Origin of the sequence: Streptomyces sp. NEAU-W12 (genome assembly GCF_026242095.1) — a bacterium.
Taxonomy (GTDB): domain Bacteria; phylum Actinomycetota; class Actinomycetes; order Streptomycetales; family Streptomycetaceae; genus Streptomyces.
Genome location: NZ_JAPJDM010000004.1, coordinates 262773 through 283777, shown reverse-complemented (window position 1 = coordinate 283777; position 21005 = coordinate 262773). Strand labels below are relative to the sequence as shown.

Below are 21005 nucleotides of genomic sequence, written 5' to 3'. Positions count from 1 at the left end.
CCCGGCCCGGACAAGCGGCGCGCTCCCGCTCGTCGTGCCCCGAGGGAATGCCGCGGCCGTCCGGACGTTGAACCGGATGTGACCCCTCTGTTCTCCCGGACCCGCTTCTCCGTCCTCGACCGCTCCCGCACCCGTGAGGGGCACAGTGGTCCCGAGGCGCTGCGCGACACCGTGCGCCTGGCGCGGGAGCTGGAGGAATTCGGCTACCACCGGTTCTGGGTCTCGGAGCACCACGGCGTGCCCGGCGTCGCCGGCTCCGCGCCGACGGTGCTGGCCGCCGCCGTCGCCGCGGCAACCCGGACGATCCGCGTCGGTACCGGCGGAGTCATGCTGCCCAATCATCAACCGCTCGTCGTGGCCGAGCAGTTCGGCGTGCTGGAGTCCCTCTTCCCGGGGCGGATCGACATGGGTCTGGGCCGCTCGGTCGGATTCACCGACGGGGTACGCAGGGCCCTGGGCCGCGACAAGGGGGACGCCGAGGACTTCGACGCCCGGATCGACGAGCTGCTCGGCTGGTTCTGCGGCACGTCCCCCACGGGCGTGCACGCCCGTCCGGCCGAGGGTCTGACCGTGCCGCCGTTCGTGCTGGCCATGGGTGAGGGCGCGACGATCGCCGCCCGCGCGGGCCTGCCCGTGGTCATCGGCGACCTGCGTGGCCGCGACCGGATGCGGCGCGGCATCGACCACTACCGGGAGCACTTTCGCCCGTCCGTCTGGGCGGGCGAGCCGTACGTGGTGATCTCCGGGACGGTCGCCGTGGCCGACACGACCGAACGGGCCCGCCGGCTCCTGATCCCGGAGGCCTGGTCGATGGCGCATTCACGGACCCGCGGCACCTTCCCGCCGCTGCCGCCCGCCGAGCGCGTCGAGTCGCTCACCATGACGGCCAAGGAACGCGGCCTGTACGAGTCCGGGCTCGGCGGTCACATCGCCGGTACGGAGGATCAGGTGGCCGAGGAACTGGAGACGGTGCTCAGGGAGACGGGGGCCCAGGAGGTCCTCGTCACCACCAGCACCCACGACCGTACGGCCCTGCTGGACTCCTACCGGCGGCTCGCCGCCCTGACCGGTCTCACCGCCCCCGCGGACCCCGCGGGGGCGGAGGACGACAGCGCGGTGCGCCGGTGAGCGGACTCACCGGCGCGCTCGCGGTGTGCCGTCCGGTCATGGGCGGCCCCGACGTGGAACGTCGCGGCCCCGTCCGGCGGCGTCGCCCCGCCGCGTGATGTCGTCCGGTACGCCCTCGCTCTCGATGCGCTCCTTGCGGATCCGCCCCCGTACGGTCTCGTTCTCGACGCGCTCCTCCGTGGTCAGCCGCACCCGCTCGACGGGCACCGCCCTGGTCTCCACGACGGGCCGCTCCTCGTGCAGCGTGACCTCGTAGTCGGCCTCGCCGATCTCGGCGCCGGACATCGCGGCCTCGCGGTCGGCCTCCGTGATCGGCTCGCGCACCAAGCGCACCTCCTCGTGGCGCACGGGCACGGTCTGTTCGACGTCCTCCGTCACGACGTACTTGTGCAGCTTGGCCCGCCCGGTCTCGCGCCGCTCGACGCGGACGTGCATCTCCTCCTCCATACGGGTCATGGACTCGGCGCCCTGCCCTGCCCGCACGCCGGTTTGGCCGGCGGTCGCCGCGGTGCCGGCCTTGCCGGTCGTCGCCGACGTGCCCGCCGCGGCCGCCGATGTCGTCCCCGCGGTGGTGGTCGTCCTCGTCGCCGTCCGGTCCTTGCCCTGCGCACGGGCGGCGCCGGCGGCACCCGCGGCCCCGGCCTTGCCCCTGCCGGCGTTCTTGTCGGTGCGGATCTCGCCGGAGTCCTGGGTGTCGTCGCGCAGCACACCGCCCCAGTCGATGCCGTAGTAGTCGTACAGCCGGTGTTCCTCCGACTCCGACAGGTGGCCCTGTGAGTCGACGTCGACCTCGGGTGCGCCCTTGATCTTGTCCTTGAGGTACGGGACTTCGAGGTGGTCCTCCACCAGTTCGGCGTCACGGATGGGGATGAACGACTCACTGGTGCCGAACATGCCCGTCTTGACGCTCACCCACTCGGGGCGGCCGCTCATGTCGTCGAAGAAGACATGCTTGGCCTCACCGATCTTGTTGCCTTCACCGTCGTAGACGGGGTGGTCCAGGAGGATCCTGACCTCATCGCGGGTGATCATCTGGCCTCACCCTCCTTTCAGGTGTCACACCCGTCCGGTTGTCCTCCTCGACGCGGTAAAAACTTCATATAGAGGACAAAATGCACTTAACTTTCGAAAGCGCCCACTTCCGGTGACCGCGACCGACAGTCCTCGCCAGGGTTCCGGACCGGTTTTCCGGGCCGGTTCTCCGGCCCGGCCTGCGACCGCGTGTCCGCCCCGGGGTCCGGCCCGGTGTGCGATCCGCCGCTCTGCCACCCGCACGGCTCGTGGACCGGTCCGGTGGTCCCGTGCCGAACCGTCGTGCGGCTGCGCGGCGGCGGCCAGGGCGCGGCGGTCCGGGTGGCTGCCCGGCGGGATGGCGGCCCGTATCTCGGCCTCGGCGACCAGGCCCCGGGCCGAGACCACCCGCCACAGGGACGCCACCAGGGTGTCCTCCCCGACGAAGGCCGGGGCGGTGGCGGCTGTTCCGCAGGCGTCCCGGTAGTGGATGCGGACCGGCTGGACCGGGACCCCGGCGTCGAGCGCCGCCTGGAAGGCGGCCCGGCGGAAGGGTCCCTGGCCGCGACCGCACCAGGTGCTGCCCTCGGGGAAGACCGCGACGGCCGAGCCCTCGCCGAGCGCCCCGCTGATCCGGGCGACCGTGTCCGGCAGGGCGCGCAGCCGGTCGCGGTCGATGAACAGGACGCCGCTGCGCTCGACCAGCGGCCCCGCCAGCGGCCACCGCCGTATCTCGGCCTTCGCCAGCATGCGGGCCGGACGGACCGCGCCCAGCAGCGGGATGTCCAGCCAGGAGATGTGGTTGGCGACGAGCAGCAGCCCGCCGGCGGGTGCGGCGCCGCCGGTGATGCGGATCCGGACCCCGGCGGCCCGTACGATCCACCGGCACCACCGGCCGACGAGGCCCGCCGGGACCAGCCGCCCGACGGGCAGCAGCAGGACCCCGGCGAGGACCAGGGCGAGGACCGCGGCCAGTCTCAGCAGCGCCCTCGGTACGGCCCTCGTGGCCCCCGTCGGCTCCACGCAGCCGTTCGGTGTGCAGGGAGCGCCCGGCAGCCAGACGCTCATTTCGCCGGTACGAGGGAGAGGAAGTGCCGCAGATAGCGCTGGTCGATTCGGCTCATCGGCAGCAGCACGTACAGGTCGGCGACGCCGAAGTCCACGTCGTGCGCGGGCTCGCCGCAGACCCAGGCGCCGAGCCGGAGGTAGCCGCGCAGCAGGGCGGGCAGCTCGGTGCGGGCGGCGGGCGCCGCGGCCGTCGGCCGCCACGGGCGCAGGGGACGTACCCGGTACTCCTCGGGGGCGAGGTGCTTGCCCCGGACGCGGTCCCAGGTGGCGGCGGCGAGCGCGCCGCCGTCGGCGAGCGGGATGGAGCAGCAGCCCGCGAGCCACTCGTGGCCCCGGTCGGTCATGTAGCGGGCGATGCCGGCCCAGATGAGACCGATGACCGCGCCGTCGCGGTGGTCGGGGTGCACACAGGAGCGGCCGACCTCGACGAGGCCCGGCCGGATCGGGTCGAGGGCGGCGATGTGGAACTCGGTCTCCGCGTACAGGCGGCCGGCGACCGCGGCGCGCTCGGGCGGCAGCAGCCGGTAGGTGCCGACGACCTGGCCGCTCACCTCCTCGCGCACGAGGAGGTGGTCGCAGTAGGCGTCGAAGGGGTCGACGTCCAGGCCCGGCCGGGGCGTGGACAGCAGGGCGCCCAGCTCGCCGGCGAAGACGTCGTGCCGCAGCCGCTGGGCGGCACGCACGTCGTCCTCGTCGCGGGCGAGGGTGACGGTGTAGCGGGTGGGTGCCGCGGGCTTCACGGGGTGGTCTACGGTCAGGACGCCGGTCATGGCTCTCTCCTGGTCACGCGCCGGAGCGGGGAAGGTGGGGACTCCCCTTGTTTCTGCCGATACCGGTTGGCGTGTACGTGACCTGAGCCGGGAGCGCGGATGTGGGAATGCTGAATGCCAGGCGCTGCCGGCCGGCCCGGACGTTGCCCGGACAGCAGACGGGACCGGGGATGAGCACCACTCCCGGTCCCGCCCGTCCGCCCTCTGGCGAACGTTTCCCTGTCGCCCGCACCGGTGGTTACCGGCCGGCCCCCTTGGCCGTGGCGCGCAGCCACTCCTTGTTCATCCCGGTGATGGAGGCCAGCGGGATGCCCTTCGGGCAGACGGTGGCGCACTCCCCGGCGAGGGTGCAGCCGCCGAAGCCCTCGTCGTCCATCTGCGCCACCATGTCGAGCACCCGCGTCTCGCGTTCGGGCGCGCCCTGCGGCAGCACGTTGAGGTGGTTGATCTTCGCCGAGGTGAAGAGCATCGCGGCGCCGTTGGGGCAGGCCGCGACGCAGGCGCCGCAGCCGATGCACTCGGCGTGCTCGAAGGCGAGGTCCGCGTCCGGCTTCGGGACCGGCGTGGCGTGCGCCTCGGGCGCCGAGCCGGTGGGGACGCTGACGTAACCGCCGGCCTGGATGATCCGGTCGAAGGCCGTCCGGTCGACGACGAGGTCCTTCACCACCGGGAAGGCAGCCGCCCGCCACGGTTCGACGTCGATGGTGTCGCCGTCCTTGAAGGACCGCATGTGCAGCTGGCAGGTGGTGGTGCGCTCGGGGCCGTGGGCGTCGCCGTTGATGACCAGCGAGCAGGCGCCGCAGATGCCCTCGCGGCAGTCGTGGTCGAAGGCGACCGGGTCCTCGCCTTCGAGGGTGAGTTCCTCGTTGAGGGTGTCGAGCATCTCCAGGAAGGACATGTCGGGCGAGATGTCGTCCACTTCGTACGTGGACATGGCGCCGTCGGCGTCGGCGTTCTTCTGCCGCCAGACGCGCAGGGTGAGCTTCATGCGTAGCTCCGCTGGGTGGGGTGGACGTACTCGAAGACGAGGTCTTCCTTGTGCAGGACGGGGGCGTCGCCGGTGCGGGTGAACTCCCAGGCGGCGGCGTAGGTGAACTCCTCGTCCCGGCGGGCGGCCTCACCGTCGGGGCTCTGGGACTCCTCGCGGAAGTGGCCGCCGCAGGATTCGGCGCGGTGCAGTGCGTCGAGGCACATCAGCTCGGCGAGCTCGAGGTAGTCGACGATGCGGTTGGCACGCTCCAGCGACTGGTTGAACTCCTCGCCCGTGCCGGGCACCTTGATCCGCCGCCAGAACTCCTCGCGGATCTGCGGGATGCGCTCCAGCGCCTTGCGCAGGCCGGAGTCGGTGCGGGCCATGCCGCAGAACTCCCACATGAGTTCGCCGAGTTCGCGGTGGAAGGAGTCGGGGGTGCGGTCGCCGTCGACGGACAGCAGCAGGTTCAGCCGGTCCTCGGTCTCGGCCAGTACCTCCTGCACCGCCGGGTGACCGGCGTCCACCTCCTCCTTGTGCGGGTTGCGCGCCAGGTAGTCGTTGATGGTGGCCGGGAGGACGAAGTAGCCGTCGGCCAGGCCCTGCATCAGCGCGGAGGCTCCGAGCCGGTTGGCGCCGTGGTCGGAGAAGTTGGCCTCGCCGATGGCGAACAGGCCCGGGACGGTGGTCTGCAGGTCGTAGTCGACCCACAGGCCGCCCATCGTGTAGTGCACGGCGGGGTAGATCCGCATCGGCACCCGGTAGGGGTCCTCGTCGGTGATCCGCTGGTACATGTCGAAGAGGTTGCCGTACTTGGCCTCGACGGCCTTGCGGCCCATCCGCTCGATGGCGTCGGCGAAGTCGAGGTAGACGCCCTGGCCGCCGGGGCCGACGCCCCGGCCCTCGTCGCAGACGTTCTTCGCGGCGCGGGAGGCGATGTCGCGGGGCACCAGGTTGCCGAAGGACGGGTAGATGCGCTCCAGGTAGTAGTCGCGCTCGTCCTCGGGAATCTTGTTCGGCGGGCGGTCGTCACCCTTGGCCCTGGGCACCCAGATGCGGCCGTCGTTGCGCAGCGACTCGCTCATCAGCGTCAGCTTGGACTGGTGGTCGCCGGTGCGCGGGATGCAGGTGGGGTGGATCTGGGTGAAGCAGGGATTGGCGAAGTACGCGCCGCGCCGGTGCGCCCGCCAGACGGCGGTCGCGTTGGAGTTCATGGCGTTGGTCGACAGGTAGAAGACGTTGCCGTAACCGCCGGTGGCGAGGACGACGGCGTCCGCAAAGTAGGTGTCGGTCTTCCCGGTGATCAGGTCCCGGGCGACGATGCCGCGGGCCCGGCCGTCGATGACGACCAGGTCGAGCATCTCGGTGCGCGGGTGCATCTCGACGTTGCCGGCGGCGATCTGCCTCGAGAGCGCCTGGTAGGCGCCGAGGAGGAGCTGCTGGCCCGTCTGGCCGCGGGCGTAGAAGGTACGGGAGACCTGGACGCCGCCGAAGGAACGGGTGTCGAGCAGGCCGCCGTACTCGCGGGCGAACGGCACGCCCTGGGCGACGCACTGGTCGATGATCTCGACGGAGATCTGCGCGAGCCGGTGGACGTTGGACTCGCGCGAGCGGAAGTCTCCGCCCTTGACCGTGTCGTAGAAGAGGCGGTGCACGGAGTCGCCGTCGTTGCGGTAGTTCTTCGCCGCGTTGATGCCGCCCTGGGCGGCGATCGAGTGGGCCCGGCGCGGGGAGTCCTGGTAGCAGAACTGAACGACGTGGTAACCCTGTTCGGCCAGCGTCGCACCGGCGGAACCGCCGGCGAGGCCGGTACCGACGACGATGACGGTCTGCTTGCGCCGGTTGGCGGGGTTGACCAGCTTGGCCTCGAAGCGGCGCTTGTCCCAGCGCTTCTCGATCGGCCCGGACGGGGCCTTGGTGTCGACGACCGGCTCACCGGTCGGGTACGCGGCATAGGTAGTCATATCAGCTCACCACTCCGGTCATGACGCCCACGGGAACGGCGAGGAAGCCGATCGTGAGCAGCAGCGCGAGGACGTTCGCCAGGGCCTTCAGGGCGCGGTCGCGGGTGCGGCTGCCGACGCCGAGGGTCTGTGCGGCGCTCCAGAAGCCGTGCCGGATGTGCAGGCCGACGGCGAGCACCGCGACGATGTAGATGACGTTGCCGTACCAGGTGGAGAAGGTGTCCACGACGTTCTGGTAGGGCTTGCCCGCCTCGAAGCCGCCGGAGTGCACGTGGCCGGTGGTCAGGTCGAGGATGTGCCAGACGATGAACAGGGCGAGGATGATCCCGCCCCAGCGCATGGTGCGCGTGGCGTAGCCGGCCCGCGCCTTCTTGTGGACGTACTTGCTGGGGCGCGCCCTGATGTCGCGGCGGCTGAGCTGGTACGCGGAGACGGCGTGCGCGACGACCGCGACGACGAGCACGACGCGGACCACCCACAGGGCCCACTCGTAGTGCAGGAGGGGCTCGCCCATGGTGCGCAGCCAGTGCGCGTACTCGTTGAACTCGGGCGCGCCGAAGTAGATCTTCAGGTTGCCGAGCATGTGGGCGACCAGGTAGAGCAGCATGATCAGGCCGCTGACGGCCATCACTGTCTTCTTGCCGAGGGTCGAGTCCCACACGGTGCGTGCCAGGGACGGCCGTCGGTCCGTCCGCGTTGCCAGAGCCATGTCACAGCACGCTAGGGCCAAAGGTCCCCATCGGTCCAAGACATGGAACACCTCGTTTCCATAGCCAACTCCTATGAGGCGACTATGCTGGGCCCATGCAGTTCCAGCAGCTCCAGTACTTCGTGGCGGTCTCCGAGACCCGGCACTTCACCCGGGCCGCGGAGAGGGTCCATGTGGCGCAGCCGTCCCTCTCCCAGCAGATCAGGGCACTGGAGCGGGAACTGGGCGCGGATCTGTTCCTGCGTGCCCGCGGCAACATCACGCTCACCGACGCGGGCGAGGCGCTGCTGCCGCTGGCCCGGCGCATCCTCGCCGACGCGGACACGGCCCGGCACGAGGTGCAGGAACTGGCGCAGCTGCGCAGCGGCCGGGTCAGGCTGGGGGCGACCCCCAGCCTGTGCACCGGTCTGCTGCCGGACGTGCTGCGCGCCTTCCACGACCGCTATCCGGGCGTCCGGCTGCTGATCGAGGAGGGCGGCTCCCACGACCTGGTGCGCGAGCTGGCCCGCGGCGCCCTGGACCTGGCCCTGGTCGTACTGCCCCTGCCGACCCCCTCCCCGGCGCTCACCACGGTGGAGCTGCTGCGCGAGGACCTGGTGGTGGTGTCCTCCCCGGACGCCCCGAAGCCCGGACGGGGCCGGCGCGCCGTGCGTGTCGCCGACCTGGAGGGCGAGCGTCTGGTGATGTTCCGGCACGGCTACGACCTGCGGGAGCTGACGGTGGCCGCGTGCCGCGCGGAGGGCTTCGAGCCGGACTTCGCGGTGGAGGGCGGGGAGATGGACGCCGTGCTGGGCTTCGTCCGGGCAGGCCTGGGCTTCGCCGTCGTGCCCCGCATGGTCGCCGCGCGGTCCGGTCAGGGGCTGCGGGTCACCCCTCTGGCCCACCCCGGCCTCGACCGCACCATCGCCCTGGCCCACCGCAGCGACGTGGCTCCGCCACGGGCGGCCCGGGAGCTCCAGCGGATGCTGCTGGAGCGGTGAGCGCCGGCCGCACCGCACCGCATCGGCAGGCCCCGGCCCGTACCGGCCGGTGGCCGGTCGGCCGGTCGGCCGGGTGACCGGGTGACCGGGTGGCACTGCACCCGCTGCGCGGCCGGCGCCCTCACTGCGCCGCCCCGGTCAGGCCGTCGGCGTGAAGGATTCAGCCCGCCGCGTCCATCAGGGCCAGTTCGTGCAACCGCTCCGGTGGACCCGGGCGGGCGTAGTACCAGCCCTGGGCGGTGTCGCAGCCGAGGATGCGGAGCTGTTCGGCCTGGGCCCCCGTCTCGACACCCTCCACCGTCACCGCGAGGTCGAGGCTGTGGGCCAGGGAGACGATCCCCTCGACGATCTTGAGATCGACCGGGTCCGCCGGAAACTGCTGCATGCTCTGGGTGAAGGAACGGTCCAGCTTGAGGACACTCACCGGGAGACGGCGCAGGTTGGCGAGGTTGGAGTAGCCGGTGCCGAAGTCGTCCAGGGCGATGTCGATGCCCATCTCCGCGAGCCGGCGCAGCGGCTTCAGCAGGTCGTCGTCCGCGCCGATCAGCGCCGACTCGGTCACCTCCAGGCACAGCGCGTCCGGCTCCACGCCGGTGCGCTCCAGGATGTCGACGGTGTCCTGGACCAGTCCGGGGTGGGCGAGCTGGCAGGGCGAGAGGTTCACGTTGATGCGCAGCGGGCCGAGCCTGCCCGCACCGCCGTGCCGCTGCTGCCATGTGCGGGCCTGCCGCACGGACTGCTCGAGCACCCAGCGGCCCAGCGGGACGATCAGCCCCGTGTGCTCGGCGAGCGGGATGAACCGGTCCGGCGACAGCACCCCGTGCTGCGGGTGCAGCCAGCGCACCAGCGCCTCGGCACCCCGGACACTGCCGTCACCGAGGTGGACCAGCGGCTGGTACTCGATGAAGAACTCGCCCCGTTCCAGCGCCGCGGGCAGCGCCGTGGTGAGGCCGTGCCGGGTGATGGCGCGGGCGTCGGACTCCGGGTCGGCGAGCTCGAAACGGTTGCCGCCCGCCGACTTGGCCCGGTACATGGTGATGTCGGCGCTGCGCAGCACCTCCGCCGGACCGCGCTCCCCGGCCGGTCCCTCGACCACGCCGATGCTGCCGCGCACGGTCAGGTCCCTGCCGTCGACGCCGATGGGGGCGAGCAGCGCGTTCATGATGCGGGCGGCGAGTTCGTGGACCGTGTGCTGGGTGTCGGGGCCCGTGGTCAGCGCCACGAACTCGTCGCCGCCGAGCCGGGCGACCATCTCGCCGGGCGCGGTGGCACAGGACTGGAGCCGGTCGGCGACCTCGACGAGCAGCCGGTCACCGGCCGCGTGCCCGAGACTGTCGTTGACGGTCTTGAAGCCGTCCAGGTCGAGGTAGCACAGGCCGAAGCGCTGTCCCTCGCCCGCGTTCAGCGCCTTCTCGAGCCGCTCGAAGAAGAACGTGCGGTTGGGCAGACCGGTCAGCGCGTCGTGGGTGGCCTCGTAGCGCAGCCGGAGGTTGAGCAGCCGCCGCTCGGTGGTGTCCTCCATGAGCGCGAGCTGGTACTGCGGTTCACCGTCGGCGTCGCGCAGCAGGGACACCGTGAGGTTGGTCCACAGCACCGTGCCGTCGGGCCGGTAGAACGCCTTCTCGAGGTGGTAGTGCTCGCGCTCGCCGCGTACCAGCTCGTCGTAGAGGGCCCAGGTCTGCGGGGCGTCGTCGGGGTGCGTCCACTCCGGGACACCGCGGCTGCGCAGGCTCTGTTCGGACAGGCCGAACATGCGCCGCAGGGCGGTGTTGACCTGGAGGATGTTGCCCTTGAGGTCGGCGATGCCGATGCCTATGGCCGCGCCCTCGAAGACCGCGCGGAACCTGGCCTCGGTGTCGTGCAGGGCCTGTGCCACCACGCCCTGCGCCCGCAGCGCGGCCTGGGCGATGGCCTCCTGCTCGGCCAGCGTCCGCTCGCGCAGCGCCTGCGCGTATCCGGCGGCCATGGCGTGCTGCAGTCTGGCACTGCGCGCCCGCAGGTCCTCGCGGTCGCCGTCGCCGCCGCAGTACAGGACGAGGTAGGCGTCCACGCAGTCCAGGGTCCGGCTGAGCGCCTCCGGGTCGGTGCAGTGTGCCCGGACCAGGGCGGCGCCGGCCTCCTTGCCGGTGTCCGGGTCGAACGCCCTCGCCCGTAGCGCCTCGCTCAACCGCCGGGCCAGCGGGAGCAGTTGCTTCTCCAACTCCGGCCGGGTCGACGAGGTCGAGGTCACCGGGAAGACCGCCCGGCTCCAGATCGTCGCGAACCGGCGCAGTCTGTCCTCCGGCCCGTCCGGCTCCGCGCTCACGCGGTACGCCCCACGCCCGCGTAAGCGGAGAAGGCGTAGGGATCCTCGTCCTCCGGTGCGGTGTCCGGCCGCCACTTCGGCATCGGCACCAGTCCGGGTTCCACCATGTCGTACCCCTCGAAGAACCGCGCGATCTCGTCGCGCGAGCGCATGATCAACGGGTTGCGGATGTCCTTGTACACGTCCACCGCGCCACCGGCCCGCTCCGGCGGCAGCGGAATTCCCTCGTACGAGGCATGGGTGAGCATCAGCATACTGCCGGGCGCGAGTGCGTCGCGCAGCTGGGCCACCGCCGCGTACGGCTCCTCCGCGTCGTCCACGAAGTGGAGGACGGCGACGAGCAGCAGCGCCACCGGGCGCTTCAGGTCGATCAGGTGTCCGACCTCGTAACTGCCCAGGATCTCCTGGGGCTTACGGAGGTCCGCGGCGACAACGGCCGCGTCCTCGTTGCCCTCGAGGACGGCCTGGCTGTGTGCGACGGCCACCGGGTCGTGGTCGACGTAGACCACCCGCGCGCCGGGAGCGGCCGCCTGCGCCACCTCGTGCACGTTGCCGAACGTCGGGATGCCGGAGCCGATGTCCAGGAACTGGGTGACGCCCTCACCGGCCGCGAACCGCACCGCCCGGCGCAGGAACCCCCTGTTCGCCTGCATGACCTTCGGCAGCCCCGGCATGAACTCCATGGCCCTGCGGGCCGCTTCCCGGTCGACCTCGAAGTTGTGCGAACCGCCCAGGTAGTAGTCGTACATCCGGGAGACGCTGGGCACCGTGATGTCGATGCTCCGCGGGGCCCAGGCGGGACGCTCCATCTATCTCTCCACAGCGTTGGCGATCCGGTGTCCGAGCAGAGGCTACTGATCGCTCGCCAATGGAGCGACCCCAAACGGAAATTGACCATCCGTTCCCGGTCACTGCCTACGGCATGTGCCGAATGGGCAACCGTGAGCACACCACGAAAAGCATGCGCGGCATTCCGGAGAGTTCCGGCACCTGGAGAAGCCGGGCGCACACAATGGAGCGACGCACGGAGAAAAGGCGCGACGCACGGAGAAAAGGGCGAGTGGCACAGGAAAGGTGAAGAGCGCCGGAAATTCCGCGAGTTCCGGTGAATCACGGCAAAACGGCCCGCCTCCCCGCAGGACACGGAGAGGCGGACCGGGGGCCACGGCGCCGGAGGGGAACGACGCCCCGGGGAGGTGGTGCTACTTCTCCGGCGCGCCGACGGGCTCTCCGTTCGGCCGCACCGCGTACCAGGTCCCGCCGACACCCTGGCCGTTGGTGTCACCGGCGGCCTTGTCGCCCGCGAAGGTGTAGATCGGCCAGCAGTTGATCGTCTGCTGCTCGGCCTTGTTGTCGGGGCGGGTGAAGGTCATGTAGTTCTTCTTCCGGATGCCCTCGGTGTCGTTGATGTCGACCGGCGCCACCGCCGGCCACTTCTCCAGGCAGGCACCGGTACAGGCGGAGACCGGGTCGGGCCAGGCCTCGTCCTTCATGAAGCGGTAGACGGTCCTGCCGTCCTTGTCGACGACGATCTCGCCGAGTTCGGGATCCTCCCGGGTGGACAGGCCGGGCTGCTCACCGGCCTCCTGCGCCTTCTTGCCCTCGGGGGTCAGCGCGAACCACTTGCCGCCCACGCCCTGGCCCTTGACGTCACCGGCGTTGACGTCCTTGACGTAGTGGTAGGCGGGCCAGCCGTCGACGGTGAGCTGCTTGGTGCCGTCGGCCCGGGTGACCTCACCGAGGAGGGACTCGTCGATGCCCTCACCGGCCGCGGCGTCGTCGGCGGGCACCGGCGGCCAGGTCTCGGCGCAGTCGCCGTCGCAGTTGGACTTGGGAGGCTCGGCGGTGTCCTGGTCGAAGCGGTAGAGCGTGAGTCCGAGCTCGTCCGTCACCAGCTTGCCGAGTTCGGCGTTGCTGGCGACGGACAGCTTGCCCGCGCCACCGGCAGGGCTCGTGGAGGCCTCCGTGCCGGCCCCGGTGTCGATGCCTCCGAGGTCTCCGGGCGCGGCCGAGGCGCCCACGTTCTGACTGCTGGCCGGCGGCGGGGTGTCCTGACCGCACGCCGTCGTCAGCGTCAGCACCGCCGCGGCGCTCACCACCAGTGAGGCGGTCCGCCAGGAGGTCTTCATCTCAACTCCAGATCATCGCAAGGGTGTTGCAGCGCCCTGCTGCGCCGCCGCTCGACGTGGAGTACGCATGAGCGCACCTGCCGTGTTCAACGCGGGCCGACATTTCTTCCGGAGCCCACGGTTCCTCCCTTTATCGCCCGGTCCGTCCCCCGCATCGCACATCTGCTCGCACTCCCCCATCGAGCGATCGGCACAGGATCAAACGGGAGTTGCCGGATTTAACTCCATTGGGGTAATTACCCGGAACCGACACGCGTCCCGGTGGAACGCGGCTCATGATCTTCGTCGTGCAAGGACTCGTACCGACCCGATCCGCCCTCGTCGCCAGGGCGCTGGCGACGGCGACGCTGACCTGGGCGCTCACCGGCGCGCCGGGCACGGCGGTGGCCGACGCGTGCGCCTACGCCTCGACGGGCCCGGAGGGAACGGAGGCGGTGGCGGTCGTCGGGAACATGACCTGGCCACTCCCTCCGGCCTGTTCACCCCCCGCACCCCCACCCGCACCACCCCCGCCGCCGCCACCCACGCCCCCACCTGCGCCACCCTCGCCGCCACCCCCGCCCGAACCCACTCCGCCCCCGCCACCCCCCGCTCCCCCGCCACCGAAGTCCGAACCCGCCACCACGACACCCGCTCCCCCGCCCCCGTCGCCCCCACGCCAGGCCCGCCCGGCGCCGCCCCCCGCGCCTCCGGCCCCGCCCCCTCCCCCGCCGCCACCGGGCCCCTCGCCCACCCCGTCGGCCGCCCCCGCACCCCGCCCCTCCGTGACCCCCGTGCACTACCCCCGCCACCGCGCCGCACTTCCGGCCGAGCGGCCGTCCGGCGGTGCCACGTCACCGCTCACCTTCGTCCTGCTCATCATCACGCCCGCGGTCGTCGCCATCGCCGCGCTGCGGCCTCGCTGAGTCCCGGGCCCGCCCGTCCCCGCCGAACCCGACAATCCGCCGTGGAGGCACCTCTTGCCGGAATGGCTCGTTCTCATCCTCGCGATGCTGGCCGTCTGCGTCGTGGTGGTCGTCATCACCCTCGTACGTCACCGCGCGGCTCCCGACGACGAGGACCCCAGCGAGACCCCGGACGTCATCGAGTACATGACAATGTGGATCGGCGTGGTGTACGCCATCGTCCTGGGCCTTGCCATCGCCGGGGTCTGGGAGGGACGCAGCGCCGCCCAGGACCACGTACGGGCGGAGGCGGTGGCGCTGCACGAGATCTCGGAGCGGGTACGGATCTATCCGGCCGACGTCCGCGACCGCATTCGGGACGATGTCAACGCCTATGTCGGACACGTCGTGACCACCGAGTGGCGCGCCATGGCCGACGACGGACAGGTCACCGGGCGCGGGACCGAGTTGCTCGACCGGATCCGCCGGGACGTCACCGACTACGAACCGCGGACGGACTTCGAGGCCCAGGCCTATCAGCCGCTCGTCGACCAGGTGTCCGCCGCCGACCAGGCACGCGCCGCCCGTGCGGAGTCGACCGGGGAGACCATGCCGGGCGTGGTGTGGTTCGGGCTGATCGGCGGGGCCGTCGTCACCATCGGGATGATCTTCGCGCTGCAGATCCGGCGCACCCGGCGGGAACTGATCCTCGCCGGCCTGTTCTCGGCTCTGATCGCCTTCCTGCTCTTCCTGATCTGGGATTTCGACGCGCCGTTCAGCCGTGGCCTCGCCGCGTCGGCCGATCCGTTCCGCCTTCTGTTCCCCGACGTCGGGAGCTGACCGTTTCGCACCACGGTTGTGGTCCCGGGGTGTGCGCCACGCCGTACGTGTCCTCCTTCCGCAGCACCGGTGGTCCCTCCTTCGGCCCACAGGAGTGACCCGTTCGCGCGACTGCGATCGCGCCGCCCGGCGCGGTTTCCTAGCGTTTCGGACATCGAGCCGCATTCCTGGCGCGGGCGGAACAGGTCCGCCGCTGCTCCTCGGGACCGGGAGGACTCACCATGCACGCGATACGCGTCGCTTCCGCCGCACTCCTGGGCGTCAGCGCCCCGGCCCTCGCCGTCTCGCCGGGTGCCCGTCGCCGTGGGCGGCGATGCCGCACCGTCAGGCTTCGGTGTCCGGCCCACCCCCGTCGAGCCCGGCGGCCGGGTCGCTCTGTGGGTGGACCGGGCAGACGGCGGGTGCGAGGGACGCGTGACGGTCTTCTCGCCGGCCTTCGACACGGCGACCGTCCCGGGGGAGCGCTCGAAGGCGACGGCGGAGGTGTACCGGGACACCGGGCCCGGCGCGGTCCCCCAGGTGGCGTTCACCTGGGGGGTGCCACCGGCACCCCGAGTCCGACCGTCCCCGGTGGCCGCCCCGTACCGCTCCCCTCTCCGCTGCCCGTGGGACCCGGGGGCGCGACCGGGCGCCCGAGGGGTGTGCACGCCGGGGAGGGCGGCGGTCCGGCCGGCCTCGACGCGGGCGGGATCGGGCTCGGCACCGCACTCGTCACGGGCTCGGTGGGCGCCGTGTACCGCTTCACCCGCCGTGACGGTGGACGGGACGGCACCTGACGGCCCCATACGGCTGCGCCCCGGACCCGGTCGGGGATCCGGGGCGCGGCCTCCAGTCACACGTGCGAAACGGCCGTCGGGAAGGGCTGGGATCAGAACTGCTTCTCGGCGCGGCGGCGCATCCAGAAGACACCGCCGGCGGCGGCCGCGGCGGCCACCAGTCCACCGCCGATGGCCATGTCGGTCGGGGTCGCACCGTCGGTGCTGCTGCCGCCGAGGCCACCGCGGACCCCGCCGATGACGGTGAAGGCGGCGGGCCGGGTCAGGCTGCGGCCGGAGCAGTGCACCGTGATGTCGTACGAGCCGGGGCGGGCGTCGTCGTCGATGGTGGCGGTGCCCTTCGCGGTGTCGCCGGAGCCGTGGACCGGAGTCAGGTTGGTCCTCGGGAAGGCGTTGGACGTGGCGTGGCCGCCGTTGGGGCAGCCGTCGACGGTGATGGTCAGCTGGCCGCCACGGGCGATGACGCTGGGCAGGGCGACGATGTTGGACGGGCTGGGGACCCGGCCGCCGTCCGCGACGGCGGCCGGGGCGGCGAGCCCGAGGACGGCGACCGCGGCGCCGGCGGACGCCAGGGCACGTGACTTTCGCATGTGTTCCTCCGCGGAAGGCGCCCCGGGGCCGGTCCCCGGTCGATCGGCGAGAAAGCGCCTCCCAGGAAGACCCTCAGTTGCCCTGTCCCGGCGCGCATTTCGGCGATGGTCCGTCCCGGTGAGGCGACGGTCCGCCCACCTCCGTGGTTTCGGACATCACCGCAGGTCACTGACCGTCAGAGGATCTTCGGTCGGCGGCACCCCGGATGGCTTACCGATCACCGCGCGGCCACCCGTTCGCCTTTTCCCCGTCGCCGGTTCCCTGCGCCGCCTCTAGCGTTTCTGCCATGCGCGACTGATACGGCGACGGCCGTGTCGAGAGGGGAAAAGCGAATGTCTGCTTTCGAACCGGCCGAATTCGAAGAGGAGGCGCGGCGGAAGAAGCGTGCTCCGTGGGGCGTGATAGCGCTGGTTCTGCTCACCGGCCTCGCGCTCATCCGCAACGGTTCGGGGGAGTTCGACGAGGGACCGCCGCAGCCCGCCGGTGCCGCCGCCACGGACAGCCGGGTACCCGGCGCCTCCACGGCCCCGGCGGTGCGGCCGCTGCCGTACTCGGTTCCGGGACAGGTTCGGATTCCTGCGATCCAGGTGGACGCGCCGGTGATGGCGGTGGGTCTGGACGCGGAGGGGTGGGTGGACGCGCCGCCGCCCGAGGACCCCAATCTGGCGGGCTGGTTCACCGGTGGGGTCACTCCCGGCGAGAAGGGCACGGCGGTCGTGGTCGGCCACGTCGACAACCATCTGGGCCCGGCCGTCTTCTACGGGCTCGGGGCCCTGAAGAAGGGCAACCGCGTCGAGATCGAGCGCAAGGACGGAAGGACCGCGGTGTTCGAGATCTACGGCATCGAGGTCTTCGCGAAGAACGACTTTCCCGGTGACCGGGTCTACAACTCGAAGGGCGCGGCGGAACTGCGGGTCATCACCTGCGGCGGTGGTTTCACCCAGCAGGACGGTTACGACGGGAACGTCGTCGTCTTCGCCCGCCTCGCCGAGGTCCGCTGAGCGGCCGGCGCCCTCCGGCCGGGCGGACGGGGCCGGCCGGAGGGACGGTACGCGCTCAGACGTACTGCCGGCGGGGCACCGTCACCCGGTAGCCGGAGGCGAGCAGTTCGGGCAGATAGGCACGCAGGGCCCGCACGCTCTGGGAGCGGTCGCCCCCGGCGTCGTGCGAGAGCACCACGACGCCGGGGGCGGCGCCGTTCTCCACCCGGTCGACGATGGTGCGGGTGCCGGGGCTGGTCCAGTCGAGGGTGTCGACGGTCCAGGCGAGCGGTTCCATACCCAGTTCTGCGCCGAGTTGGAAGGTGGCGCGGTTCCAGGCTCCGTAGGGCGCGCGGAACCAGCGGGGTCGCTCGCCGTACTCCTCCTCGATGATGTCGCTGGTGCGTTCCATCTCGAAGCGGATCCTGCTGCGGGTCAGCCGGGTGAGCAGGGGGTGGGACCAGGTGTGGTTGCCGACGACGTGTCCCTCGTCGGCCATGCGGACGAGCAGGTCCTTGTTGTGGGAGACCATCTCCCCGCACACGAAGAACATCGCGCGGACGTCGTACGCGGCGAGTGTGTCGAGGATGTCCGGGGTGTAGCGGGGGTCGGGCCCGTCGTCGAAGGTCAGCACCATGGTGCTGCCCCGTCCGGACACGCGCAGCAGCGGTGCGCTCCGCACCTGGGTCCTGCCGAGCAGTGCCTGGTGCGGACCGTAGCCGGTGAGGGGTCTGAGCCGGTACGCGGAGGGCTTGAGCGGACGGCCTGCGGCCTGGGCTCCGGCGGCGGGCGCGGCGGGACGTGCCGCGTCGGTGCCGGAACCCGTCACGAGGAGTCCGGCCGCGCCGGCCGCCCCCACGACGGCGGCGCCGGTGAGCAGGGCCCGGCGCCGCGTGAGCATCTGATCCTTCTGCATGACTCATCAGTCGCCCGCCCGGTGGCGGGTGGATCTCCGCAGCACCGGTACGGCGGGGCCTTTCCACTCGCCCGGCCCAGTACGGCCGCCGTACGGGTGTCCGATGGCCTCGGCGCCGTGACGGGGAAGCGTTCGACGCAGTTCGAACGGGGTACGGACGGCCCGAGGGTGATCGCGGTCGAAGGGGACGGCTCCGGTTCCTCCTCCGGGCGGCGGCCTACGCCTCCGGTACGGCCCGGCGTCAGCACCCTTTGCTCGCCGTCGTGTACGTGCCGCCGGTGCCGGCGGCGGGCGCTGCACTCGGGGGCGCCGGTGGCGGAGGCGACCGACGAGATCGCCGAGGACCTGGTGAGGCAGGTCAGGGAGGCGTCCGAGCAGGCGCGGGGGGTGTTCGGCTTCCGCGGGGAGCTCCCCACGTTCCGCGGCGACCCGTACAACGGCATGGTGAGGGCCGCGGACGACCTCACGGCGGACGTGGTGGTGGGCTCCTCGCGGAGCAGGCGGGCCACCGGCTCGTGGGACCGGTGGCGGTCGCGGGCGGAGCGGCCCTTGCCGCCCCTGAGGCGGCCGGGGTGACGCCGCGGTCCCGCGCGGCCGGGGCCCGGACGGCCGGATTCCGGCGGTCGGTGCTCCCGGGGCTGCCGGGCGGCGCCCGCGGTGAGGACGACGGTGAGCGCCTCCGGGCCGTCCGGCGTGCGGGAACGGCCGCCAGGACCGTTCGTCGAACCGTTCGTCGACGCGATCGACCGTCCGTCGCACGCCGTTGTGCGCTCTCTGTCCCCGGCGGGCGCCGTACGTTGCCATACCGCCATGACGGCCGGAATGACACTCATGAACGGGACAACCGCCGAACACGAACTCGCCGCCCTGCAACGCGAGCACGGCCGGCCCCTCTTCGCGCTGCTGCTCCGGCTCTGCGACGGGGACCGGCAACGCGCCGAGGATCTCGTCCAGGAGACGCTGGTACGCGCCTGGCAGCATCCCGAGGCGCTGCGCGCCGACGACTTCGAGTCCGTACGGCCCTGGCTGATGACGGTGGGCCGGCGGCTGGCCATCGACGCGCGGCGGGCCCGGCAGGCCCGGCCGCCCGAGGTCGGCGACGCGGTGCTGGAGAACGCGCGGGTGATCTCCGACCACGCCGAACGGGCCGCGGCGGCGCTCGACGTCCGCCAGGCTGTGAAGACTCTCACCCCGGAGCACCGTGAAGTCCTGGTGCTCGTGTACTTCCAGGGGGCGAGTGTGGCGGAGGCCGCGGCGGCCCTGGGGATACCGCCCGGTACCGTGAAGTCCCGCGCGTACTACGCGCTGCGCGCCCTGCGCCGGGTGCTTCCGGGATACGCCGCCGACCTGCGGTGAAACCGGCGGCCGGGTCAAACCTCCGTAAAGTGCCTTGCCGGCCACCCCTGTCGGGTAATCGGCTGTCCTCATCCGTGCTGCGGACCGGGGGCCCGGGTTCGGGCGACGCACACGTACCGGAGGAGGGCTGGAAGGAATGCCGCACAGGGGTCAACAGAGCACCGACGGCACGGGCGACGGCGAACTGGCCGTCCCCATGGCCTGGTTGTACGCCGAGTACATCGCCGACGAACTGCTGCGCAGCGGCGATCTGATGCCGCCGACGTCCTTCGAGTTCCGGGCCGGACGGGAGGCACTGGCGCTGACCGTCTTCCTGTCCGCCACCGACGGCGAGCTCTCCGGCATCCGGGTGATCACCCAGCTGGAGACCTGGCTGTCGCTGACCGCGTACGACCAGCCGTGGCAGGAGTGGGTGGGGGAACGCCTGGCGCACCTGACCGCGGAAGCCGCCACCGCGACCGCCGCCGGCCGGACCCCGGTGGATCCCGACCTGGAGCTCGCCCGGTCGGCCTGGCGGTGGCTGCGGGAGACGGAGCTGCTGGCACCCGATCTGAACGCGGTGCCGGGCGGCGCCGCGGGGGCCGGGGAGGACGAGGGGCCGAAGGTGTGGACGCCCGCGTGGCAGCTCGGGCTGCCGCTCGGGCACCTCGCCATCCACCTTTTCTAGCTTTCCGCCGGGTCGGACCGATCCGCGGGCCGGAGGGCTCCGGATCCCTTGGTTACGATTCGGCATGCGGCTTGAGTGAATCGACTGCCTGGTACGTACCGGTGGGAGCAAGGAGTAACCCCACCCACACCCAACGGCACGAGGATTCGGCATGAGGTCCCTGGAAAGGCATCGCGACGTCGGCGCGTACGCGCTCGGCGTGCTGGACGAGGCGGAGGCCTTCCGCTTCGAGGACCACCTCATGGAGTGCCCCGGCTGCGCTGCACAGGTGACCGAATTCGGGGCGACGACTCGGCAGTTGATGCTGTACCGGCGCTCCACCCCGCCGCTGACGCACCCGATGTCCAGGCCGGGCCCGCGGATGCTGGACCGGCTGCTGTCCGAGGTGGCGGTCCGCAACCGGGCGGTGCGCCGTCGGCTGCTGTTCGCACTGGCCGCCTCGGTGGTGCTCGCGACCACCGCGCCGGCGCTCGCCGTGCTGTCGCCGGGTGGCGGCGGGCGGGCGCCCGCGAGCATCGCGGCGACCGATGAGCGGTCCGGGGTGTGGGCGGAGATCACGACGGCGGACGAGGACTGGGGCAGCCGGCTGCAGCTGAAGGTCAAGGACGGCGCGGGGCCCCGTGTCTGCCGGCTGGTGGTGGTGGGCCGGGACGGCTCCGAGGAGACGGTGACCAGTTGGGGCGTGCCCCGTCACGACGCCCGTCCCAACACCATGACGGGCGGCTCCACCCTGCACACCGGGCAGGTCGACCGCTACGAACTGCGCTCCTCCGACGGCGAGCACCTGGTGACGCTGAAGCCCGGGTGACACCGGGAGGAATCCCCGGGACCCCCGCGGTCACCGGCCCCGGCACGGACCGGACGCGATCCCGCGGACGGTGTCGCCGCGCCCCGGGCACGCCCCGCCGGTGCTGCCGTGGGCCCTCGGTCCGCTCCTCTTCCCGGTCCTCGGCCGTCCGGC

The 21005-nt window shown here is 72.0% G+C and carries 20 protein-coding genes and 1 pseudogene; 10 read left to right on the top strand and 11 right to left on the bottom strand.

Annotated elements, in window-relative coordinates:
- The first annotated feature begins 78 nt into the window (after nucleotides 1-78).
- Entirely contained in the window at nucleotides 79-1128 is a 1050-nt protein-coding gene (locus tag ORI94_RS07260; protein ID WP_266073533.1) for an LLM class flavin-dependent oxidoreductase, read from the top strand.
- A 36-nt stretch (nucleotides 1129-1164) separates the two neighbouring features.
- Here ORI94_RS07260 and ORI94_RS07255 read toward each other — a convergent pair whose 3' ends face one another.
- From ORI94_RS07255 to ORI94_RS07230, 6 genes are all read right to left on the bottom strand, one after another.
- Nucleotides 1165-2160, bottom strand: a complete 996-nt coding sequence (locus ORI94_RS07255) for a PRC and DUF2382 domain-containing protein (protein WP_266073532.1) — start codon at nucleotides 2158-2160, stop codon at nucleotides 1165-1167.
- Between the two features lie 24 nt (nucleotides 2161-2184).
- On the bottom strand, nucleotides 2185-3207 hold the full coding sequence (locus tag ORI94_RS07250) for a lysophospholipid acyltransferase family protein (RefSeq protein WP_266073531.1): 1023 nt from the start codon (nucleotides 3205-3207) through the stop codon (nucleotides 2185-2187).
- Nucleotides 3204-3977: a GNAT family N-acetyltransferase gene (locus ORI94_RS07245; RefSeq protein WP_266073530.1), complete on the bottom strand. Its 774-nt coding sequence runs from the start codon at nucleotides 3975-3977 to the stop codon at nucleotides 3204-3206. The genes ORI94_RS07250 and ORI94_RS07245 overlap by 4 nt, the downstream gene beginning before the upstream one ends.
- Before the next feature lie 238 nt (nucleotides 3978-4215).
- Nucleotides 4216-4965, bottom strand: a complete 750-nt coding sequence (locus tag ORI94_RS07240; protein WP_266073529.1) for a succinate dehydrogenase/fumarate reductase iron-sulfur subunit — start codon at nucleotides 4963-4965, stop codon at nucleotides 4216-4218.
- Nucleotides 4962-6911, bottom strand: a complete 1950-nt coding sequence (locus ORI94_RS07235) for a fumarate reductase/succinate dehydrogenase flavoprotein subunit (protein WP_266073528.1) — start codon at nucleotides 6909-6911, stop codon at nucleotides 4962-4964. The genes ORI94_RS07240 and ORI94_RS07235 overlap by 4 nt, the downstream gene beginning before the upstream one ends.
- A 1-nt stretch (nucleotide 6912) precedes the next feature.
- Nucleotides 6913-7584: a succinate dehydrogenase gene (locus ORI94_RS07230; RefSeq protein ID WP_266073607.1), complete on the bottom strand. Its 672-nt coding sequence runs from the start codon at nucleotides 7582-7584 to the stop codon at nucleotides 6913-6915.
- A gap of 131 nt (nucleotides 7585-7715) precedes the next feature.
- On the opposite strand from ORI94_RS07230, the gene ORI94_RS07225 reads away from it, so the two are divergent.
- Nucleotides 7716-8600: a LysR family transcriptional regulator gene (locus ORI94_RS07225; protein WP_266073527.1), complete on the top strand. Its 885-nt coding sequence runs from the start codon at nucleotides 7716-7718 to the stop codon at nucleotides 8598-8600.
- A 160-nt stretch (nucleotides 8601-8760) separates the two neighbouring features.
- On the opposite strand, the gene ORI94_RS07220 is transcribed toward ORI94_RS07225, so the two are convergent.
- The 3 genes from ORI94_RS07220 to ORI94_RS07210 form a co-directional block, all read right to left on the bottom strand.
- A complete protein-coding gene (locus ORI94_RS07220) occupies nucleotides 8761-10905 on the bottom strand; it encodes a putative bifunctional diguanylate cyclase/phosphodiesterase (RefSeq protein WP_266073526.1) in 2145 nt (714 codons plus the stop codon).
- On the bottom strand, nucleotides 10902-11714 hold the full coding sequence (locus tag ORI94_RS07215) for an SAM-dependent methyltransferase (protein WP_266073525.1): 813 nt from the start codon (nucleotides 11712-11714) through the stop codon (nucleotides 10902-10904). The genes ORI94_RS07220 and ORI94_RS07215 overlap by 4 nt, the downstream gene beginning before the upstream one ends.
- A gap of 393 nt (nucleotides 11715-12107) precedes the next feature.
- Nucleotides 12108-13034 (bottom strand): SCO0930 family lipoprotein, encoded by a 927-nt coding sequence (locus tag ORI94_RS07210; protein ID WP_266073524.1) that lies wholly within the window; start codon nucleotides 13032-13034, stop codon nucleotides 12108-12110.
- Between the two features lie 773 nt (nucleotides 13035-13807).
- Between ORI94_RS07210 and ORI94_RS07205 the strand changes: the two genes are divergently transcribed.
- The 3 genes from ORI94_RS07205 to ORI94_RS35305 all read left to right on the top strand — a co-directional run bounded on the left by ORI94_RS07205 (nucleotide 13808) and on the right by ORI94_RS35305 (nucleotide 15534).
- Nucleotides 13808-13939, top strand: coding sequence for a hypothetical protein (locus ORI94_RS07205; protein ID WP_266073523.1), 132 nt, complete (start codon nucleotides 13808-13810; stop codon nucleotides 13937-13939).
- A gap of 54 nt (nucleotides 13940-13993) precedes the next feature.
- Entirely contained in the window at nucleotides 13994-14758 is a 765-nt protein-coding gene (locus tag ORI94_RS07200) for a DUF4239 domain-containing protein (RefSeq protein ID WP_266073522.1), read from the top strand.
- Between the two features lie 641 nt (nucleotides 14759-15399).
- Nucleotides 15400-15534, top strand: a complete 135-nt coding sequence (locus ORI94_RS35305; RefSeq protein ID WP_323056028.1) for a hypothetical protein — start codon at nucleotides 15400-15402, stop codon at nucleotides 15532-15534.
- Nucleotides 15535-15626: 92 nt separating this feature from the next.
- Here ORI94_RS35305 and ORI94_RS07190 read toward each other — a convergent pair whose 3' ends face one another.
- A complete protein-coding gene (locus ORI94_RS07190; RefSeq protein ID WP_042166822.1) occupies nucleotides 15627-16124 on the bottom strand; it encodes a hypothetical protein in 498 nt (165 codons plus the stop codon).
- A 333-nt stretch (nucleotides 16125-16457) separates the two neighbouring features.
- On the opposite strand from ORI94_RS07190, the gene ORI94_RS07185 reads away from it, so the two are divergent.
- Nucleotides 16458-17126: a class F sortase gene (locus ORI94_RS07185; protein WP_266073521.1), complete on the top strand. Its 669-nt coding sequence runs from the start codon at nucleotides 16458-16460 to the stop codon at nucleotides 17124-17126.
- Nucleotides 17127-17181: 55 nt separating this feature from the next.
- Here the strand turns inward: ORI94_RS07185 and ORI94_RS07180 are convergent, their stop codons facing one another.
- Nucleotides 17182-18021: a polysaccharide deacetylase family protein gene (locus ORI94_RS07180; RefSeq protein ID WP_266073520.1), complete on the bottom strand. Its 840-nt coding sequence runs from the start codon at nucleotides 18019-18021 to the stop codon at nucleotides 17182-17184.
- A 117-nt stretch (nucleotides 18022-18138) separates the two neighbouring features.
- On the opposite strand from ORI94_RS07180, the pseudogene ORI94_RS07175 reads away from it, so the two are divergent.
- From ORI94_RS07175 to ORI94_RS07160, 4 genes and pseudogenes are all read left to right on the top strand, one after another.
- A pseudogene (locus ORI94_RS07175) lies at nucleotides 18139-18554 on the top strand (universal stress protein); the annotation flags it as partial.
- A 277-nt stretch (nucleotides 18555-18831) separates the two neighbouring features.
- Complete coding sequence (locus ORI94_RS07170; protein ID WP_042167152.1) at nucleotides 18832-19377, top strand: sigma-70 family RNA polymerase sigma factor; 546 nt, start codon at nucleotides 18832-18834, stop codon at nucleotides 19375-19377.
- Between the two features lie 136 nt (nucleotides 19378-19513).
- Nucleotides 19514-20044, top strand: coding sequence for a hypothetical protein (locus ORI94_RS07165; RefSeq protein ID WP_266073519.1), 531 nt, complete (start codon nucleotides 19514-19516; stop codon nucleotides 20042-20044).
- 151 nt (nucleotides 20045-20195) lie between these two features.
- Nucleotides 20196-20852 carry a zf-HC2 domain-containing protein gene (locus ORI94_RS07160; protein ID WP_266073518.1) on the top strand — a complete coding sequence of 219 codons (657 nt, stop codon included), beginning with the start codon at nucleotides 20196-20198 and terminating at the stop codon, nucleotides 20850-20852.
- The last annotated feature ends 153 nt before the right edge of the window (nucleotides 20853-21005 follow it).

What these genes read in the sequence shown, in the direction of transcription:
- ORI94_RS07255 (WP_266073532.1), bottom strand. Translation starts at nt 2,160, where the DNA reads ATGATCACCCGCGATGAGGTCAGGATCCTCCTGGACCACCCCGTCTAC.
- ORI94_RS07250 (WP_266073531.1), bottom strand. Translation starts at nt 3,207, where the DNA reads ATGAGCGTCTGGCTGCCGGGCGCTCCCTGCACACCGAACGGCTGCGTG.
- ORI94_RS07245 (WP_266073530.1), bottom strand. Translation starts at nt 3,977, where the DNA reads ATGACCGGCGTCCTGACCGTAGACCACCCCGTGAAGCCCGCGGCACCC.
- ORI94_RS07240 (WP_266073529.1), bottom strand. Translation starts at nt 4,965, where the DNA reads ATGAAGCTCACCCTGCGCGTCTGGCGGCAGAAGAACGCCGACGCCGAC.
- ORI94_RS07235 (WP_266073528.1), bottom strand. Translation starts at nt 6,911, where the DNA reads ATGACTACCTATGCCGCGTACCCGACCGGTGAGCCGGTCGTCGACACC.
- ORI94_RS07225 (WP_266073527.1), top strand. Translation starts at nt 7,716, where the DNA reads ATGCAGTTCCAGCAGCTCCAGTACTTCGTGGCGGTCTCCGAGACCCGG.
- ORI94_RS07215 (WP_266073525.1), bottom strand. Translation starts at nt 11,714, where the DNA reads ATGGAGCGTCCCGCCTGGGCCCCGCGGAGCATCGACATCACGGTGCCC.
- ORI94_RS07210 (WP_266073524.1), bottom strand. Translation starts at nt 13,034, where the DNA reads ATGAAGACCTCCTGGCGGACCGCCTCACTGGTGGTGAGCGCCGCGGCG.
- ORI94_RS07190 (WP_042166822.1), bottom strand. Translation starts at nt 16,124, where the DNA reads ATGCGAAAGTCACGTGCCCTGGCGTCCGCCGGCGCCGCGGTCGCCGTC.
- ORI94_RS07185 (WP_266073521.1), top strand. Translation starts at nt 16,458, where the DNA reads ATGTCTGCTTTCGAACCGGCCGAATTCGAAGAGGAGGCGCGGCGGAAG.
- ORI94_RS07180 (WP_266073520.1), bottom strand. Translation starts at nt 18,021, where the DNA reads ATGCAGAAGGATCAGATGCTCACGCGGCGCCGGGCCCTGCTCACCGGC.
- ORI94_RS07170 (WP_042167152.1), top strand. Translation starts at nt 18,832, where the DNA reads ATGACGGCCGGAATGACACTCATGAACGGGACAACCGCCGAACACGAA.
- ORI94_RS07165 (WP_266073519.1), top strand. Translation starts at nt 19,514, where the DNA reads ATGCCGCACAGGGGTCAACAGAGCACCGACGGCACGGGCGACGGCGAA.
- ORI94_RS07160 (WP_266073518.1), top strand. Translation starts at nt 20,196, where the DNA reads ATGAGGTCCCTGGAAAGGCATCGCGACGTCGGCGCGTACGCGCTCGGC.